15 protein-coding genes are annotated in these 17,272 nt (G+C 71.2%); 7 read left to right on the forward strand and 8 right to left on the reverse strand.

What is annotated here, in order from left to right; genetic code table 11:
- Window positions 1-8: 8 nt before the first annotated feature.
- The gene (locus tag ABZ194_RS27625; protein ID WP_355599942.1) at window positions 9-1,382 is read right to left on the reverse strand and encodes an NADP-dependent succinic semialdehyde dehydrogenase; all 1,374 of its coding nucleotides are present in this window, start codon (window positions 1,380-1,382) and stop codon (window positions 9-11) included.
- Between the two features lie 216 nt (window positions 1,383-1,598).
- Between ABZ194_RS27625 and ABZ194_RS27630 the strand changes: the two genes are divergently transcribed.
- A complete protein-coding gene (locus tag ABZ194_RS27630; protein ID WP_355599943.1) occupies window positions 1,599-2,015 on the forward strand; it encodes a DUF2795 domain-containing protein in 417 nt (138 codons plus the stop codon).
- Window positions 2,016-2,124: 109 nt separating this feature from the next.
- Here the strand turns inward: ABZ194_RS27630 and ABZ194_RS27635 are convergent, their stop codons facing one another.
- The 7 genes from ABZ194_RS27635 to ABZ194_RS27665 form a co-directional block, all read right to left on the reverse strand.
- Window positions 2,125-2,295: a hypothetical protein gene (locus tag ABZ194_RS27635; protein WP_355599944.1), complete on the reverse strand. Its 171-nt coding sequence runs from the start codon at window positions 2,293-2,295 to the stop codon at window positions 2,125-2,127.
- Window positions 2,296-2,490: 195 nt separating this feature from the next.
- Window positions 2,491-4,446 carry a Xaa-Pro dipeptidyl-peptidase gene (locus ABZ194_RS27640; protein ID WP_355599945.1) on the reverse strand — a complete coding sequence of 652 codons (1,956 nt, stop codon included), beginning with the start codon at window positions 4,444-4,446 and terminating at the stop codon, window positions 2,491-2,493.
- A 100-nt stretch (window positions 4,447-4,546) separates the two neighbouring features.
- Window positions 4,547-5,557, reverse strand: coding sequence for a glycoside hydrolase family 6 protein (locus tag ABZ194_RS27645; RefSeq protein ID WP_355599946.1), 1,011 nt, complete (start codon window positions 5,555-5,557; stop codon window positions 4,547-4,549).
- On the reverse strand, window positions 5,554-7,587 hold the full coding sequence (locus ABZ194_RS27650) for a galactose oxidase-like domain-containing protein (protein WP_355599947.1): 2,034 nt from the start codon (window positions 7,585-7,587) through the stop codon (window positions 5,554-5,556). The genes ABZ194_RS27645 and ABZ194_RS27650 overlap by 4 nt, the downstream gene beginning before the upstream one ends.
- The gene (locus tag ABZ194_RS27655; protein WP_355599948.1) at window positions 7,584-9,296 is read right to left on the reverse strand and encodes a cellulose synthase catalytic subunit; all 1,713 of its coding nucleotides are present in this window, start codon (window positions 9,294-9,296) and stop codon (window positions 7,584-7,586) included. Before ABZ194_RS27655 ends, ABZ194_RS27650 begins: the two co-directional genes overlap by 4 nt.
- A gap of 205 nt (window positions 9,297-9,501) precedes the next feature.
- A complete protein-coding gene (locus tag ABZ194_RS27660) occupies window positions 9,502-10,608 on the reverse strand; it encodes an MBL fold metallo-hydrolase (protein WP_355599949.1) in 1,107 nt (368 codons plus the stop codon).
- A gap of 105 nt (window positions 10,609-10,713) precedes the next feature.
- On the reverse strand, window positions 10,714-11,013 hold the full coding sequence (locus ABZ194_RS27665; protein ID WP_355599950.1) for an MTH1187 family thiamine-binding protein: 300 nt from the start codon (window positions 11,011-11,013) through the stop codon (window positions 10,714-10,716).
- 141 nt (window positions 11,014-11,154) lie between these two features.
- Here ABZ194_RS27665 and ABZ194_RS27670 point away from each other — a divergent pair, with 141 nt between their 5' ends.
- From ABZ194_RS27670 to ABZ194_RS27695, 6 genes are all read left to right on the forward strand, one after another.
- The gene (locus ABZ194_RS27670) at window positions 11,155-12,120 is read left to right on the forward strand and encodes an ankyrin repeat domain-containing protein (RefSeq protein ID WP_355599951.1); all 966 of its coding nucleotides are present in this window, start codon (window positions 11,155-11,157) and stop codon (window positions 12,118-12,120) included.
- A gap of 30 nt (window positions 12,121-12,150) precedes the next feature.
- Window positions 12,151-12,714, forward strand: a complete 564-nt coding sequence (locus tag ABZ194_RS27675; protein ID WP_355599952.1) for a hypothetical protein — start codon at window positions 12,151-12,153, stop codon at window positions 12,712-12,714.
- Window positions 12,715-12,856: 142 nt separating this feature from the next.
- Window positions 12,857-14,347 (forward strand): MFS transporter, encoded by a 1,491-nt coding sequence (locus ABZ194_RS27680; RefSeq protein ID WP_355599953.1) that lies wholly within the window; start codon window positions 12,857-12,859, stop codon window positions 14,345-14,347.
- Between the two features lie 179 nt (window positions 14,348-14,526).
- Window positions 14,527-15,009, forward strand: a complete 483-nt coding sequence (locus ABZ194_RS27685; protein ID WP_355599954.1) for a cation:proton antiporter regulatory subunit — start codon at window positions 14,527-14,529, stop codon at window positions 15,007-15,009.
- A gap of 8 nt (window positions 15,010-15,017) precedes the next feature.
- Entirely contained in the window at window positions 15,018-16,175 is a 1,158-nt protein-coding gene (locus ABZ194_RS27690) for a cation:proton antiporter (protein WP_355599955.1), read from the forward strand.
- Between the two features lie 66 nt (window positions 16,176-16,241).
- Window positions 16,242-17,150, forward strand: a complete 909-nt coding sequence (locus ABZ194_RS27695; RefSeq protein WP_355599956.1) for a hypothetical protein — start codon at window positions 16,242-16,244, stop codon at window positions 17,148-17,150.
- The last annotated feature ends 122 nt before the right edge of the window (window positions 17,151-17,272 follow it).

The following is a 17,272-nucleotide window of genomic DNA, read 5'->3' on the forward strand; positions in this document are numbered from 1 at the left end:
GCGGGGCGTCAGCCGACCCAGACGGTCTTGACGTTGCAGAACTCGCGGATGCCGTGCGCGGCCAGCTCCCGGCCGTACCCCGAGTTCTTGACACCGCCGAACGGCAGCTGGGGATATGAGACGACCATGCCGTTGACGAAGACCATTCCGGCCGCCAGGTCGGTGATGAGACGCTCCCGCTCCACCTCGTCGGCGGTCCAGACGTTGGAGCCGAGCCCGAACGGGGTGATGTTGGCCAGGGCGAGCGCCTCGTCGATGTCCCCGACCCGGTACAGCGAGGCCACCGGGCCGAACACCTCCTCGTCGAACACCCGCATCTCCGGGGTGATGTCGGTGAGCACGGTCGGCTCGTAGAACCAGCCCGGCCTGTCCGGGCTCACCCCTCCGCACAGCACCCGCGCGCCGCGCCCGGCCGCGTCGGCCACCAGCCGTTCCACGTCGTCGAGCCCCTGCTCGGTGGCGAGCGGCCCCACGTCGGTCGACTCGTCCATCGGGTCGCCCACCCGCAGCTCCTCCATCCGGGCCACGAAGCGTTCGGCGAAGTCGTCGTACACGTCGGCGTGCACGATGAACCGCTTGGCCGCGATACAGGACTGGCCGTTGTTCTGCACCCTCGCGGTGACCGCGGTGGAGACGGCGGCGTCGAGATCGGCGGACGGCATCACGATGTAGGGGTCGGAGCCGCCCAGCTCCAGGACGGTCTTCTTGATCTCGCCGCCCGCGATGGAGGCGACCGCCCGGCCCGCGGCCTCGGAGCCGGTCAGGGTGACCGCGACCACCCGGCTGTCGCGCAGTACGGGCTCGACCCGCGCGGACCCGATCAGCAGGGTCTGGAAGCATCCCGGGGGGAAGCCTCCCCGGGTGAACAGCTCACCCAGGTAGAGCGCGGTCTGCGGCACGTTCGACGCGTGCTTGAGCAGTCCCACGTTGCCGGCCATCAGCGCCGGCGCGGCGAACCGGACCACCTGCCAGAGCGGGAAGTTCCACGGCATCACCGCGAGCACCGGTCCCAGCGGCTGGTAGCGCGCGTAGGCCCGCCGCGCGCCCACGACCATCGCGTCGGCCACCTCGTCGGCGAGCAGTTCCTCGGCGTGGTCGGCGTAGTGGCGCATCCCGAGCACGCATTTGGCGGTCTCGGCGCGGGCGGCGGCCAGCGTCTTGCCCATCTCGGTGGTCACCAGCCGCGCCACCTCCTCCCGCTCGCCCTCCAGCAGGTCGGCGGTGCTCCGCATCCAGGCCGCCCGCTGTTTGAGGTCGGTGCCCCGGTAGGTCCCGAACTCGGCGGCGGCGAGCACGAGCCGCTCCTCCACCTCGTGCTCGCCGAACGGTTCGAAGGTCTTCAGAGTCTCACCGGTGGCCGGATTGATCGTCGCGATCGCCATCAGTACCTCCTCGACGGCCGTCACCCTCGGGCGGCGGGATCGTCGGAATCGAGAGCTGCCGGACGGGGGCCGACACGGACGCCCCACCTAGTCTTCTCCCCGACATTTCAGGACATATCCCGCTTATGTCGGACGGTCGGCCGGAGTTTGGGATCGCCGAAATGGGTACGGCCACCTCATGACAACCCATTTCTTGACATTTCGGAAGGTGGGGGCATGAACGCTGAACGTGGCAGCGCCAAGCACGGCCCGCGCGTGGACGAGAGGCAGAAGCACGAGGTGGAGGGCGCGGTCCGGGGCGGCGGCCCGACCCATGCCGAGGAGTGGCTGGAGCCCGAGCCGCTCCGGGACGCCGACGAGGAGACGACGCCCAGGAGATATCCACCGGGGCACGAGCCGGGCACGCCACGGGGGATCACCCCCGCGGACGTCGAGCGCCGCAGCTCCCTCGCCAAATGGCTGAGCGACGCCCGGTGGCCCGCGGACCGCGACGACCTTCTGGAGCACGCCGACGCGAAGATGGCCCCCGACAGCCTCGTGACGAGCCTGCGCGACCTGCCCGACGGGGAGTTCCACAACATCGGCGAGGTGGCCAGGGCCCTGGGCCTGGGGACGGAACGCCGCCGCTGGTAGGAGCCCCGCCGGACGCGGCCCGCCCCCGGCCCCGGGCCCTGGCCGCCCGGTACCGCGAGCTCTGCCGCGTGGTCGCGGGCGGGGGCCGGCCCTCGTGACACCGCGCGCGTCAGCCGCCGACGCCGGAGGAGCGCAAGAGCCTGGCCACGAACATGACCACCACGGCGACCAGGCCGATGATCAGGGCCCACTTGAGCAGGCCGAAGAGAAAGCCCAGGAGCGAGCCGAGCAGGAGGAAGGCGAGCACCACGGCCGCCACGATCAGTAGAATTCGTCCCATATCTCCACGCTACGTGCCGGTACGGCCCGGCGGCAGGGCGGGAGGCCGAAGTCAGGGACAAGCCAGGGTCACCCCTCGGGGTCGTCCCCGGCCTCGCCCGGGGGCGGCCGGTCACCGCGCGGAGGCCGGGGCGGCGCCGGACGATCCGGGCGACACCGCGGGAGGGGCACGGTGCCGTCCGGCCGCCGGCGCGGATCAGTCGAGGGCGTCCCGGCCGCCGACGAGGGGGAGCCGGACGGAGCCCGCGCCCGGCTCCACCGAGACCCTGGTTCCGGGGGGCAGGCGGAGGGTGAAGTCGCGGTCGGTGGAGATGAGCACGACTCCCAGCCGGTGCCCCGCCTTGACGACGTAGTCGCCGGGCTGGAGGTCGAGGTCGAAGTCGTAGAACGCGCCCTCGCGGAGCAGCTCGGTCCTGGAGGCGGAGTGGCGGTTGCGGACGTCCAGCCACCCCCTGGTAATGATCTTGTATGGGGCGGTCACCGTGACGTGCTCGGCGAGCCGGGCGCAGCCGGTGTCGCCCGGCACGCCCTGGCCGTAACAGACCGGGGTGGTCCCGTAGACGACGTCGCCCGAGGCGCGGGTGTCGGTGCCGTAGTCGACCAGCAGGGCCGTGAGGTACGGCGAGCGCCCGCCCGCGAACGCGGCCCTGACCGACACGCTCGGGGTGCCGGACAACCGGACGTCCCTGGTCAGGGGGGCGGACAGGTAGGCCAGGCGGTTGGGGTCGGCGGCGGTGACGTTCTCGGCGAGCTGCTCGGCGGTGCGGGCGCTCTGGTCGGTGAACGACTCGACGGTGTGGCCGTCTGAGCGTTCCCGGCCCAGTGTGCCGTCGTGGCCGCCGGTGCCGGCGGCCAGGCGCAGCCGTACGTCACGGGTGCCGGGCAGCGGCCAGGAGGCGTGCCGGGCCCACTGGCCCGGACCCGACTCCACGTCCGCCTGCGGCTCATCCATGATGCCGTTGCGCAGGCCGTACAGGTAGAAGTCGAACCAGTGGTGGAGCTGGCGCAGCCACTCGGCGTTGCGCTGGGCGTAGGAGAAGGGGTTGAAGTGCGGGCCCTGGTGCAGCCAGATCTTGCGCGGCACACCCCGGCGGGCGAGCGCGTCCCACCACTGGACGGTGTGCTTGGTCTTGACGTTCCAGTCGTTGAGGCCGGCCACCGCGAAGACGGAGGCGCGGACCCGGCGCACGTTGTTGAGATAGTTGCGGCGGTCCCAGAAATCGGAGTAGTCGCCGGTGACCCGGTCCTGCTCGTGTCCGATCCGGTCCATCAGCGGGCCGCAGGCCTGCTCGGCGTTCTCCCGGGTCAGGACGTAGCGGGCCAGCACGTCGGCGTCCTCCCCCTGGTATCCGCCGGGGGCCAGCACGCCGCCGCCCGCGCGGTAGTAGTCGTACCAGGAGGAGATGGCGGCGATCGGCACGATGGTCTTCAGCCCCTTGACGCCGGTCGCGGCGACAGCGTTGGCGAGCGTGCCGTTGTAGGAGACCCCGATCATGCCGACGTTTCCGGTGGACCAGCCGGCCTCCACGGCCTTTCCGTCCGCGTCGAACGCGCGGGCCCTGCCGTTGAGCCAGTCGATCACGGCCTTGGGCCCGGCGGTCTCGTTGTCCAGGCCGGTGGTCGGGCAGCCGGTCGCCCGGCCCGAGCCGAGGTTCTCCACCAGCGCCACGGCGTAGCCGCGCGGGACGAAGTAGTTGTCGTAGTAGCCGCGGAACGGCGGCACGGTCGCGCGGGCGTCGTTCAGGCCCTCGTCGAGGCCGAACATCTCGTCGCGCAGGTCGTTGAACTTGTTGCGCCGGTATTCCATGCCCGCGGGGTCGGAGCCGTCGAGGTCCACCACGTGGTTGGGCACGTCGTTGCCGCCCCCGTAGTAGGGGCTGGCCTCCATGATGATCGGGACCTTCAGCCCGGACTCGGTCTTTCTGGGCCGCATGATGTCGACGGCGACCCGGTCCGGACGGTCGTCGTGGTCGCTGTCGACCCCGGCGACCTCGACGAACACGGTCTCCGTCAGGGCCTCGGCGCGCGAGTGGACCGGCTGGGTCTCGTCGTTCTCGATCGGGGCGGCCGCGGATCGCGCGGCCGCCGCCGGCAGGACCCCGGAGGGCAGGGCGACCGCCAGGGCGATGAGGACTGTTTTCCACCTGTTCATCGAGGGGGACTCCCGGAGGTCGATGAAAATTGACAACTCCGGTCAATGTCCTGCACGGCAAAGTCCACCTGCAAGATCCAAGGTGTAACGAATCAGGCGGCTACCCCGCGTTGCGCGCGAGCTCCAGCGCGTAGGTGGGGAACCACTCGCCCGGTCTGGGCTCACCCCGATGGCACTCGCCGTCGGACTCCCCCGGCCGTTTGATCCACAGGAAGGCGTCCACCCGCTCGTGGCCGGTCCTCGTCGTCGGCTCCGCGCCCAGTGCCCTGCCCGCCGGATTGCACCACATGTCGTCGCCCTGGGCGCCGGGCAGCGGGCCGTTGCCGTTGCGCGAGGTGTCGATCACGTAGGGGGCCCCGCCGAGGCCGTCCGAGAGCCGCCGGGCGACGGCGACACTCTCCTCGGTGGTGAAGAAGTTGCTGACGTTGAAGGCGAAGCCGTCGGCCGAGGCCACCCCGGCCCGCCGCATCGGCTCGACCCAGTCGGCCGGGTTCCTGATCCAGCCGGCGTTCCCCGCGTCGAGATAGACCTTGGCCCGGGGCTGTCTCCTCAGCGTCTCCACCGCCGTCCTGAGCAGGCCGAGGCGTTCGGCCGCCCGGCCGCCCCGGGTGCAGTTGTCCAGGATGTGCGCCAGCGCGTCGGGTTCGACGACGACCCACGCGGGCCGGTCGCCGATCCCCTCGGCGAAGCGGCGGATCCAGGTGCGGTACTCCCCGGAGTTCGACGCCCCGCCCGCCGAGAACCGGCCGCAGTCGCGGTCGGGGATGTGGTAGGCCACCAGGACGGGCACCTGACCGGCGCGGCGCGCCTTCTCGGTGACGGCTGCGACCCGGGCCGCGGGGTCCGGGTCGCCGATCCAGATCGCGTTGGGCCGGTCGGCGATCCTGCGGATCAGCGCCGCGTCCCCGGTCCTGCCCTCCCCCTGGAGCCTGCGGACCTCCTGGGCCGCGGCGCCGTCGGGGTCCACGTAGAATCGCGTCTCCCCGGAGCCGGGGGAACCCGTGGCGCCGGCCGGGGGCGGCGAGCCCCCGGACGGGGTGGGGTCGCCGGCGCAGGCCGCCGCGGCGAGGGTGAGGACGAGGGCGCCGGCGGCGCGGCCGTACCTGTTCATCGATCTCCTCGGGCTCGGTCTCCCCGGATGTGGACCCAGCGGGCCTGGGACGGGGTTCCCTCTCCGGTGACCCCGAACATCATGTACCAACCGGGCGGCACCAGCGCGGGGTTGGCCGGGAGCGTGACGACGATGCCGCCGGACACCCGGGTGAAGTCGACGCTGACGGAGCGCTGTTCCACGTCCGTGACGTGGGTGACCGCGCTCGGCCGCATCAGCCGCACCTGCCTGATGCGCCTGGCGTCGGGGGTTTTGAAACCCGCCCTGCCGCCCAGGCGCAGCGCCCGCCGCCCTCCGGTGAACACCGGGCGCCGTTCACCGTTGAACAGGTAGGCGGGGGTGTAGACCTCGACCCGCTGGTCGAACGCGCCGGGGATCGTGCCGCCCTCGTCGCCGAAGAGCGGGTCGGAGCCCATGCCGAGCACCCTGCCGTCGGGCAGCAGCAACCCCTCGGCGTGGTAGTTGCGGCCCACCGCGGGCGCGGCGGCCTCGTGGAAGCTGTTGCTCTCCGGATGGTAGACCTCGGCCCGCAGCACGTCGCTGCCGCCCCGGCCCCGGTAGTCGCCGGAGCCGTTGAAGGAGAACACGGTGTCGTCGGGGAGGAGCACCGCCGACGGGTAGCGCACCGGGTCGGAGAGGTTCGGGCCGCGGACGTAGCGGGGCGCGGGCTCCTTGAAGTCGATGAGGGCGGTCCGGTCGGTGGCGTTCTTCTGGCCCGGCTGGCGCTCCCCCACCGGGCCACCGCCCATGACCATGATCTTCTGGTCCTGCGCGGGGGGCAGCAGCACCGAGGCGCCGGTCTCGTTGAGCTCGGGCTCGGGCAGGCCGGGGACCGGGGTGAACGCCTCCATCTCGTCCGGTGCCACGCCTCCGGCACCCCCGGAGGTCTTCACCGGGCGGTCGGTGTCGTGGCGGTAGTCCCAGACACCGGGGGGACGGAGCGCGAGCCGGCCCGGGCCGTACCCGGCGCTCATCCCGGAGAAGAAGAGGGTGTCGTCGTCGAGCAGGAACAGCGCCGGGTAGGTGGGGAAGAACCGCTTGGGGCCCGGCCGCCAGGTCTTGGTCCCCGGATCGTAGATCTCGTTGTCCCTGGTGACCTGGCCCACGGTGTCCAGACCGGAGACCGTCATCACGCGGCCGTCGGGCAGCGCGGTCATCGTGGGATACCAGCGGCCCTCGTTCATGTCCTGGACCTTGAGGTAGCGCTCGGCCACGGGATCGAACTCGTAGGCGTCCCTGATGCCTTGGAAGTCCTGTTTTTCGAGCGTCATGCTCGCACCCATGGCGTACAGGTTCCGCCTCTCCCGGCCGGTGAGCCCCTGGATCCGGTATCTGACGGAACCCTCGGCCGGGGTGAACAGGCCGGGCGCCCCCTCGTCCACGGCCTCGGCGAAGACCTTGGTCTCGCTGGGCGTGATCCGCGCCTTTCCCGGCAGGCCGGTCTCGACCTTCTTCGCGGGCGGCACTGTGATATGGGCGGTGGTGCGGTACAGCTGCCCGGTGGGGGCGGCGACCAGCGTGCCGGGGTGCAGGTGCCTGGGCTGGGCGTCCGGATCCTCGTTCTTCACCACCAGGGGCCCGCCGGCCCGCTTGACCCTGCTTTTGAGCACCTCGAAGCGGAGTGTGCCGCCGGCGATGAGGAGGTTTCCGCTGGGCAGCATCACGTGCCCGGCACAGAAGAAGTCGACGGGCGTGTCGATCAGCTTGAACTCGCCCTCCTGTCCCGGCCTGGCCGGGTCCCAGAGCAGCGTCTTGAACGTGCCCTTGGCGAAGTTGGCCGCGTTGTTGCCGGAGCCGGCGACGATGAGCACCTTGCCGGTGTGGAGCAGCGCCGCGTGAATGGCGTTGACCTTGAACTCGTCCGGGACGTTCAGGAAGGTCCACCGGCCGTAGCGTGCCTTGTAGTCGTCCTGGTCGATCCGGTACTCGTGCCACTTCCTGGAGGCGAACCCGGAGACGGCCGGCAGGTTGACCCCGACGACGACGGCCACCACGGCGGCGGCGAACAGGTTCTTCCGCAGTCGGCTCAACGGCCCTCCCGGCGGGTGCAGGCCCAGGCCACCAGGGGCCCCAGGCAGATCACGAGGGCCAGAACGCTCCAGAGGGTCATGACCAGGTGCACATGACCGGTCCAGAACAGGGTGAGCAGCAGGCCGCCGCCGAAGACACCGGCCCACCACAGGTGGATACGGAAGGTGGCGATCCGGTCGGGGCTGGCCGAGTCGCCCTTGGGGGTGACCACGAACCTGCTGGGCCGCCGTAGCGCGGCCCCGGCCAGCGACGCCACGTAGATGGGCGCCGACACGGCCGACATCACCATTCCCGCCACCCCCGAGGAGCCCTCGGGCTCGTGCGGGCTGACGTTGTGCCGCCGGTTCCAGGTGTAGAGCATGACCTGCAGCAGCGCCGCGTCGCCGTACAGCATCAGCCACACGTCCATGGGAACGGTCACGCCGGAGCCTCCCACCGCCATGAAGAGGAGGGCGCTCAGCCCGGCCAGCAGCCAGTTGAACGCGGACATCGGATAGAACGTCACCATCAGGCTGTAGTTGAACAGCCTGCCGGGTGACAGCCGGAACGCCGCCCGCCAGAACTGGGTGAGCAGTGTCTCGTAGGTGCCCCGGCTCCAGCGGAGCTGCTGGCTGAAGAAGTCGGTCCACGACGACGGCCCCTCGCCGACCGCGAGCACGTCCGGGGTGTAGACCGACATCCAGCGCCGCCCCGTCTCCGGGTCGCGGGCGCGGTGGAACTCGATGCCGGTGGCCATGTCCTCGGTGATCGAGTCGTACAGGCCTCCGATCTGCTTGAGCGCCCGGATCCGCACGGCGTTGTTGGTGCCGACGAACATGGGTGCCCCGTACAGGTTGCCGGCGCGCTGAATCAGCGAGTGGAAGAGGAACTGCTGGCTCTCGGCGGCCTTGGTGACCCCGGTGGCGTAGTTGCCGTAGACCTGGGGGCCGACCACGAAGGCCACCCTGGGGTCGCGGAAGTAGCCGAGCATGCGCTCGCAGAACTCGGGCAGGGGCACGTGGTCGGTGTCGACCGAGACGAAGAAGTCGTAGTCGTCGCCGTGCGCGGCCAGCCAGCTGTTGTAGTTGCCGTGCTTGGTCTTCGCCCGGAAGGAGCCCCTGGGCCGGTTCCACTCGGGCACGCCCTTGCGGGTGAAGTGGTGCGCGCCCAGCCAGTCGCAGAGCTCGTGGATGTCGGGGTCGTCGCCCTCGTCCAGCAGCCACACGTCGAACGGGCCGTCGTGGCGGATCTGCAGGGCCGCGGACAGGGTCTCCCTGACCATCTCCAGCGGCTCCTTGCCGGGCACGCAGGTGGTGATGAAGGCCACCCGGGTGCCGGACTCGGGCACGACCGGGACCGGATCCCTGGCCGCGAGCATGGCGTGGACGTTGGAGACCACGCTGACCAGGCGGAACATCTCGATCAGGGCGATCGCCACAAGCATGATCCGGTCGGCCAGCGGCAGGTACCACGGGAGCACGCCGTAGGGGTCGGGGCGGACCGTCCAGTGCTCGGGCAGCAGCAGCCACGCCATCAGGGTGAACTCCACGACGAGCGCGGCGGCCATCAGCAGCACCGCCCGCACCCGGTGCGGCTCGCCCGCCAGCAGGGAGCGGTAGCGGACCCGGTACGGCCGGCCCGGCTCCGGCTCGGTCACCGGACCGGCGAGCCGGCTGAACCGCTCGTAGTCATAAAGGATGATCTTCGTGGTGCCGGTGGAGGCGCTCATGGGTTCGGCGACCTCGCAGCGCGCACGACGAAGACCGGCACTGTCCCCCCAGATGGAAAACGAGACCGGCCGCCCCACCCGAAGGCACGGCCAACACCGGCCCATAAATCGGTAAACAGTAAGACATCATATTCTGATTGGTAAGCCAGATATCGCCCCTCTCACAAGGTCGGGGAATATTCCGGAGCGCAATTTATTCCAAGTTTCAATGAAACAGCCGAGGGGGTAGCAGCTCCCACCAGCCGTCCGGAGCGGGCGCGTCGTCGGCGTCGACGCGATCACCCGGGCGGGGGACCGCCAGGCGGACGTCGCGGGCCTTGGCCTCGCGCCACAGGCGGTCGACCGGCTCGGCCCACGGATGGAAGGCGAGGGTGAAGGTCGCCCAGTGGACGGGCAGGAACAGCTCGCCCCCCAGGTCGAGATGGGCGTTGACCGCCTCCTCCGGGGTCATGTGGACGTCCGGCCAGCTCGGGCTGTAGGCCCCGACGGGCATGAGCGTCAGGTCGAAGGGGCCGTGCGCGGCGCCGATCGCGGCGTAGCCGTCGAAGTATCCGGAGTCTCCGGCGTAGAAGACCCGCCGGTTCGGCCCGGCCACCACCCAGGAACCCCAGAGGGTCCGGTCGCGGGTCAGGGTGCGCCCGGAGAAGTGCCGGGCCGCGGTGGCGACGAAGCGCAGGCCCGCCACCCGGGTCTCCTCCTCCCAGTCGAGCTCGACGATCCGCGAGCGGGGCACGCCCCAGCGCTCCAGGTGCGCGCCGATCCCCAGCGGAACCAGGAACGGCGCCGCCTGCAGGGCGGTGAGCGCCCGGACCGTCGCCATGTCGAGGTGGTCGTAGTGGTCGTGTGAGATCACGATCGCGTCGACGACGGGCAGACCCGCCAGCGGCGCGGGCGGCGGGTGCAGGCGCCGCGGGCCGATCAGCGCGGACGGGGAGCAGCGGTCACTCCACACCGGGTCGAACAGCACCCGCCGTCCCTCGATCTCCACCAGCGTCGTGGCGTGGCCGTACCAGACGGCGCTCAGGCCGGTCGCGGACGGCTTGACGGCGGGAGAGGTCACCAGGGGGATCCTGCCGGGCGGACGGCGGCCGTCACGCTCGAAGACCATCTCGCCCAGCAGCCTGGGCACCGTGCCCGGCGGCACCGCGGCGGCGGGTACCGGGTTGCGGAACGCGCCGTCACGGAACCGGGGGGACCGGCGCATCCGCGCCAGCCGCCCGCCCGCGGCCCTGGCGCCCAGCGCGGCCGGAACGTCGCGCAACGCCCACCCGGCGGCGGCCAGCGCCAGCCCGCCCACCAGGGCACGCCTCATCGATCCGTTTCCCGCCATCCGCGCACGCTCCCCAAGTCGCCCGATCATGTAACCGATCCCGGCCCCGCCGGTGTTCCCGATGCGGAGATCCCGCCGGTGCGCGGTCTAGGCGAGATGGCGTTCGACGGTGGCGACCTTGGCGTCCAGTCCGCCCGTACGCCCCGCGCGGACGTCGGCCTTGAGCACGAGGCTGACCCGTCCGCACCGCGCCTCGACCGCCTCGACCGCGCCCCTCACCACGGCCATGACCTCGTCCCAGGTCTCCCCCTCGACCGTGGTGAACATGGCGTCGGTCCGGTTGGGCAGCCCTGACGCGCGAACCACCCGCACGGCCTCCGCGACGAGTTCGCCGACGTCCTCCCCGGCTCCGATCGGGGTCACGCTGAACGCTACGAGAACCGACATGTCACGCCTCCCTCAAGAACATCCGTCTACGCACCCTAGGCCGGTCGGCCCGAATCACCGACCGGCCCTCCCGTATAGGTTTGATCGAAAATGTCGGCTTACGGTGATTTGATCCTGTCAGAGCCACAAGATGGGGTGACAGTGAGCGACAGCGAGTGGGATGAGATCATCGACGCCTGGCGTGACAGCAACCCGGCCGAGGTCCGCGAACAGCCGCCGGGCGGGCTCGGCCCCGGTCGGCGGCTCCCCCGGCAGGGGTCCACACCGCTGCACCGGGCCGCGCAGGAGGGCGCGGCCGGGCTGATCGAACTGCTCCTCGCCTGGGGCGCCGAGGTCGACCCCGCCGACGACGACGGGGCCACCCCGCTCTGGGAGGCCGTGCGCCACGGCCACGACGACGCCGTCCGGGTGCTGCTGGCCGCGGGGGCGGACCCCTGGAGACCGTGCATCGCCGGGCGCTCTCCCGGCCTTCAGGCGCTCTTCACCGAGCTGGCGGACCTGTTCGTCCACCTCCCCGGGGCTCCCCGGATCGGCCCAAGGCTCCGTGAGATCCAGGACACCGTGGACGAGATGATGTTCTCCTACGAGAACTACAACGAGGAGTTCTGCGTCGCGTTCGTCGGCGGGGTGAGCGAGGACGAGGTGATCCACCGGCTGGGGGCCGTTCCCGAACACTGCCCGCCGGTCGGGCCCGAGGCGCTGTGGAGGATGGAGCACGACTCCCCCGTCGAGACCCTGCGGGTGGCGGGGCCTCCGGGAGGCGGGGTCGTGCTCTTCCAGACCGGCGGCGCCCTGCCGGTGCACGACACCGTCGCCCGGCTGGTCACCGCGGGCGGCGGAGTCCTGGCCGGCGGGTTCCCGCTGACCAGTTCCTCGGTCGACATCTGGCGGGACGGCGTCAGCGTCGCCCGGCCCTCGGTTTACCAGCAACTCGGCCACGACAGCCTGTTCGAGCTGTGGATGTGCAGGTTCGGCGACTGCGGAGCGCATCCGTCGACCTCGACGGAACGGGCCCTGGCCCTGATGACGTTGCTGACCGCCACCTACGTCACCGAGGGATGGTTGTGGAGCGCTCCGGTACGGGTGGTCCCCGTCGAACTGCGGTAGGCCAATCAGAGTGGGTAAAGTCACCAGACCATGAAAAAGCACACCATAACCGCACGATGGAGTGAGATACCGGACGACGCCGACGACCTCGTCCTGGTCCGCGGCGGATTCCGGACCTACCTGTGCCTGTGTGGCAGACCCCTGGCGGACCGGGGCGCCGCGGAGTCGCACGCGATGGAGACCAACCAGTGCACCACCTGCCTGGGCTCGGCGACCGAGCAGATCGTCCCGTCCTTCTCCCAGAGCTGCACGTCGTGCGCCGGAACCGGCCGGCGCGCGGTACAGCTCACCTGGGAGCTCGCCTGCGCCGAGGCCGAGGCCACGATCACCGTCGACCTCGTCCGCGAGCTGATCGCCCCGCTCACGGGACCGTTCCGGCTCTCCGAGGTGGCCGACACGGTCCGCGCCACCCTCGACCTGCCGGTTGGACGCCTGCCCGTCGGCCCCCGGGTCCGCGACGTCCTCCGCCGGCTGGAGGCCGACGGCGAACTCGTCCTGATCTCCGCCCCGGACGAGCTGATCCGCGGCACAACCGTGGTGCTCTACCGCGACCCCTACTGGCAGCACGCCTCCGCCCCTCCCCCGGCGCCCTGACCCCGCGGCGGTGATTGGGCCGCCCAAAAATGGTAAGTATGTCCAGCTGAAGAGGAGAAACCCCACCGGAGGTCGAGACCGAGACCGTCATGCCGCGCCCCAGCCGAACGCCCGCGCCCCGCCCGTACCCGTGCGCGGCCGGATGAGCACCGGAGCCCGGCCGGACGAGGTACCGCCCACCCGGCGGTGGGAGAACGCCGACCCTCGCCGGTGGAAGGCGCTGACCGTCTGCCTGGTCGCCGGCTTCATGACGCTGCTCGATGTCAGCATCGTCAACGTGGCACTGCCCGCCATCCGCACCGGGCTGCACTCCCCGCAGAGCGACCTGCAGTGGGTGGTGTCCGGGTACGCCCTGACCTTCGGGCTGGTGCTGGTCCCCGCCGGCCGGTTCGGTGACATGCGCGGACGGCGTGACGTGTTCGCCTTCGGCGTCGCCCTCTTCACCCTGGCCAGCGCGGCGGCAGGAGTCGCCCAGAGCTCCACCTGGCTGGTCGTCGCGCGGCTTGTCCAGGGGGTGGCGGGCGGGGTGATCAACCCACAGGTCAGCGGCCTGATTCAGCAGCTCTTCCGGGGCGCCGAGCGGGGCCGGGCCTTCGGCCTGCTGGGCGCCACCATCGGCGTCTCCACCGCGATCGGCCCGCTCCTCGGCGGGCTGCTCATCGGCCTGGGCGGCGCGCGGGAGGGGTGGCGCCTCGTCTTCTACGTCAACGTGCCCATCGGCGTCCTGGCCATATTCCTGGCGTACCGCTACATCCCCCACCGGCCGCCGGAGAGACGGCCACGGGAGAGCGTGGACCCGGTCGGCGTGCTGCTGCTGGCCACCGGGGTCGTCCTGGTGCTGCTGCCGCTCGTCGAGGGGGAGCGGTGGCACAGCCTGGGAAGGTGGCCGCCGCTGCTCGCCGGGGTGGCCGTACTCGCCGTCTTCGTGGGCTGGGAGCGTCACTACGGGAGACGCCGTCAGCCGGTCGTCAACCTGTCCCTGTTCGCCATACGCTCCTACTCCTTCGGGACCCTGATCGCGGCGCTCTACTTCGCGGGCTTCACCGCGATCTTCTTCATTCTCACCCTCTACCTGCAGGAGGGCCTGCGCTACTCGGCCCTGGGGGCGGGGCTGGCGAGCACCTCGTTCGCGGCGGGATCGGCCGCGGCCTCGGTACTGGGAGGCCGGGTCGTCACCCGGTTCGGCCGCCCGCTGGTGGTGGCCGGACTGGTGCTGGTAACGGCCGGGCTGGCCGCCACCGAGCTCGCCGTACGGCTGGTCTCCGGCCAGGACGTGGCCTGGGCGATCGCGGTACCGCTGCTGGTCGCCGGCCTGGGCAGCGGCCTGGTGATCTCACCGAACCAGACGCTGACGCTGTCGGAGGTTCCCGTCGCGGAGGCCGGCACCGCGGGCGGCGTGCTGCAGACCGGTCAGCGGATCGGTACCGCCGTGGGCATCGCGGCGATCGGCTCGGTGTTCTTCGCGCAGGTGGTCTCCTCGCGCGGCGACCACGCCCTGGCGTTCCGGTGGGCGCTGCTGGTCACCATCGGCTTCGTGCTGGTCACGCTGGTGGTGGCCCTGGCCGACGTGATCGCCGCCCGCCGTACCCGTCCGGCGCGGACGCCCGCCTCCGTGAGCCGTCCGCCGCGGTGAAGGCGGTCCCGTCTCACCGGACCCGATCGCCCCTTGGAATCCGGTCCGTCCCAGCCCACGCCCGGAAAAACCCACTAAACCAATCGGCAGTAACATTTATTAACGATATCGGCGGCGGACCTGCCACTTGATAGGTTCTTGGAAACCGTCAATGTGCGCATAGGTGGAGGATTAGCACTGTGGAGGTCGAGCAGACGGCGCTGCCGGGGATCGGACTGCGGCACGAGTTCACCACGCGGAACGGCCGGCGGATCGGGATCGTCTCCCACCGCTCAGGCCGCCGCGACCTGGTGATATACGACCTGGACGACCCGGATCGCGCGTGTGAGACGGTCAGGCTGAACGACGAGGAGGCCGACGCGCTCGCCGAGCTGCTCGGCGCCCCGCGCATCGTGCAGCGCCTCAACGCCCTGCACCGGGAGGTCGAGGGCCTGGTCAGTCTCCAGCTGCCGATCCCTCCCGACACACCGTACGCCGGGCGGCCGATGGGCGACGCGCGCGTCCGCACCCGCACCGGCGCGTCCATCGTGGCCGTGGTGCGCGGCGGACAGGTGTTCGCCAGCCCCGGCCCCGACTTCGTGCTCGACGGCGGCGACGTGGTGGTCGTCGTCGGCAGCCCGGAGAGCACCTCCGCCGTCTCCGACATCATCGCCCTCGGATAGGGCGCCGGGTGCACACAGCGGTCCTTTTCCTGGAACTCGGCGCCGTCCTTCTCGGGCTCGGCATACTCGGTGCGCTGGCGCTCCGTGTCGGCATCTCTCCCATCCCCCTCTATCTGCTGGCGGGACTGGCCTTCGGCACCGGCGGGATCATCCCGCTGGCCACCAGCGAGGAGTTCATCTCCGTCGGTGCCGAACTCGGCGTCATCCTGCTCCTGCTCACACTCGGCCTGGAGTACAACGCCGACGAGCTCATGACCAGCCTGAAAGGCAACGCCCGCGCCGGAGTCGTCGACCTGGTGCTCAACGCGGCACCGGGCGCGATCGCCGCGCTACTGCTGGGCTGGGGTCCGGTGGCCGCCGTGGCCATGGCCGGGGTCACCTACGCCACCTCCTCGGGCATCACCGCCAAAGTCCTGTCGGACCTGGGCTGGATCGGTAACCGGGAGACCCCGGTGGTGCTCTCCCTGCTGGTCTTCGAAGACCTGACCATGGCGGTCTACCTGCCCGTCCTCACCGCGCTGCTGGCCGGGCTGAGCCTCCTCGGCGGCGCGCTCACCGTGGCGATCGCGCTGGCCACGGTGAGCGTCGTGCTGCTGGTCGCGCTCCGCTACGGCCGGTTCATCGAGGCGTTCGTGGCCAGCCCCAACTCCGAGGTGCTGCTGCTGAAGGTGGTCGGGCTCGCGCTGCTGGTCGCCGGGGTGGCCCAGCAGCTCCAGGTCTCGGCGGCCGTCGGCGCCTTCCTGGTGGGCATCGCGCTCTCCGGCGAGCTGGCCGAGGACGCCCAGGCGTTGCTGACCCCGCTCCGGGACCTGTTCGCCGCGGTGTTCTTCGTCTTCTTCGGCCTGCAGACCGACCCCACCAAGATCGGGCCGGTGGCCGGGCTCGCCGCGCTGCTCGCCCTGGTCAGCATGGTCACCAAGCTGCTCACCGGCGGCTACGCCGCCCGGCGGGCCGGAATCGGCAGAGCCGGACGGGCACGGGCGGGTATCGCGCTCATTCCCCGGGGCGAGTTCAACATCGTGATCGCCGGTCTGGCGGTGGCGGCCGGAGTCCACCCCGAGCTCGGCCCGCTGGCCGCGGCCTACGTGCTCATCCTCGCCGCGTTCGGCCCACTGGCCGCCCGCCTGGTCCAGCCTCTCATCACCGCCATCGCCAAACGTGCCTGACCTGCCGGGCGGCGCGTCCCATCCTTTTCCCGGCCCTCACCGCCGGGATCTGGTAGGCATTTGCGGGTGACACGTCTCCTGACACTCCTCACGGCCGCTCTTCCCCTCCTGGCGGCCCCCGGTCCGGCGTCCGCCGCCTCCTCCGGCACGCCACACGTCCCGGCCGGGGTGACCGCCGGATACGTGGTCTTCGACCGGCAGGCGGGCAAGGTCACCTCGCAGCGCAACGCGCATCGCAGGTTCCGGTCGGCGTCGGTGGTGAAGATCCTGATCGCGATCGACTATCTGGAGTCGCACGGCAGCGTCCCCCGGGGCGATCTCACCCTGCTCTCGAAGATGCTGAGGGTCAGCGACGACGCCGCCGCGACCTCTTTCTGGACCCGGGGCGGCCAGGGGAAAATCGTCGAGCGGACGGCGCGCAGACTGGGGCTGACCGAGACCGCTCCGCCGCCCGCCGACCGGCCGGGCTTTTGGGGTTACACCTCGCTCAGCGCACTGGACGTCACCCGGACCTACCGCTACCTGCTCGACGAGGCCGACCCGAGGGTGGGCGGCCTCATCCTCGGCCACCTGCGAAAGGCCGGGCAGTGCGGTTCCGACGGGTTCGACCAGTACTTCGGCATTCCCCGCGCGGTCCCGGCCCCCTGGGCGGTCAAACAGGGCTGGTCGGGGTACGGCTCGACGCCCCCGGCCCCGTGCGGGCGGGCGGCCTCCGCCGGAGCGGCACCCGCCGCCGGAGCCGCGGCGACCCAGGTCACGGCCGTACGGGACGCCGGCCTGGCCGTCCCCGCATCGGCCGCCGGGCCGGTCCCCGACTTCGGCCACCCGGTGCTTCACACCACCGGGCTCGTCGGCCGGAAGGAGCGCTGGATCATGGTGCTGCTGACCGCCTACCCCACCTCGACCACCTGGCAGCGCTCCACCGGTCAGGTGACGAGGCTGGCCCGGGAGGTCTATCTCAGCGGGACATCGTGACCCCGGGCCCGCCGAAGTGGGAGGCGGCTAGTGCGACGTTCCTTTTTGAGCAGCAAGATTAGACGTACCATCAAGGCCCAGCGGGTCGTTGATGGGCGGTGAGGTAGTGCCGAAGCTCCTGT

Origin of the sequence: Streptosporangium sp. NPDC006007 (assembly GCF_040614315.1) — a bacterium.
Classification (GTDB): Bacteria; Actinomycetota; Actinomycetes; order Streptosporangiales; family Streptosporangiaceae; genus Streptosporangium.

Bases quoted from the DNA above. Each gene is read 5' to 3' on its own strand.
- ABZ194_RS27625 (WP_355599942.1), bottom strand. From the start codon at position 1,382: ATGGCGATCGCGACGATCAATCCGGCCACCGGTGAGACTCTGAAGACC.
- ABZ194_RS27630 (WP_355599943.1), top strand. From the start codon at position 1,599: ATGAACGCTGAACGTGGCAGCGCCAAGCACGGCCCGCGCGTGGACGAG.
- ABZ194_RS27635 (WP_355599944.1), bottom strand. From the start codon at position 2,295: ATGGGACGAATTCTACTGATCGTGGCGGCCGTGGTGCTCGCCTTCCTC.
- ABZ194_RS27640 (WP_355599945.1), bottom strand. From the start codon at position 4,446: ATGAACAGGTGGAAAACAGTCCTCATCGCCCTGGCGGTCGCCCTGCCC.
- ABZ194_RS27645 (WP_355599946.1), bottom strand. From the start codon at position 5,557: ATGAACAGGTACGGCCGCGCCGCCGGCGCCCTCGTCCTCACCCTCGCC.
- ABZ194_RS27655 (WP_355599948.1), bottom strand. From the start codon at position 9,296: ATGAGCGCCTCCACCGGCACCACGAAGATCATCCTTTATGACTACGAG.
- ABZ194_RS27660 (WP_355599949.1), bottom strand. From the start codon at position 10,608: ATGAGGCGTGCCCTGGTGGGCGGGCTGGCGCTGGCCGCCGCCGGGTGG.
- ABZ194_RS27665 (WP_355599950.1), bottom strand. From the start codon at position 11,013: ATGTCGGTTCTCGTAGCGTTCAGCGTGACCCCGATCGGAGCCGGGGAG.
- ABZ194_RS27675 (WP_355599952.1), top strand. From the start codon at position 12,151: ATGAAAAAGCACACCATAACCGCACGATGGAGTGAGATACCGGACGAC.
- ABZ194_RS27680 (WP_355599953.1), top strand. From the start codon at position 12,857: ATGAGCACCGGAGCCCGGCCGGACGAGGTACCGCCCACCCGGCGGTGG.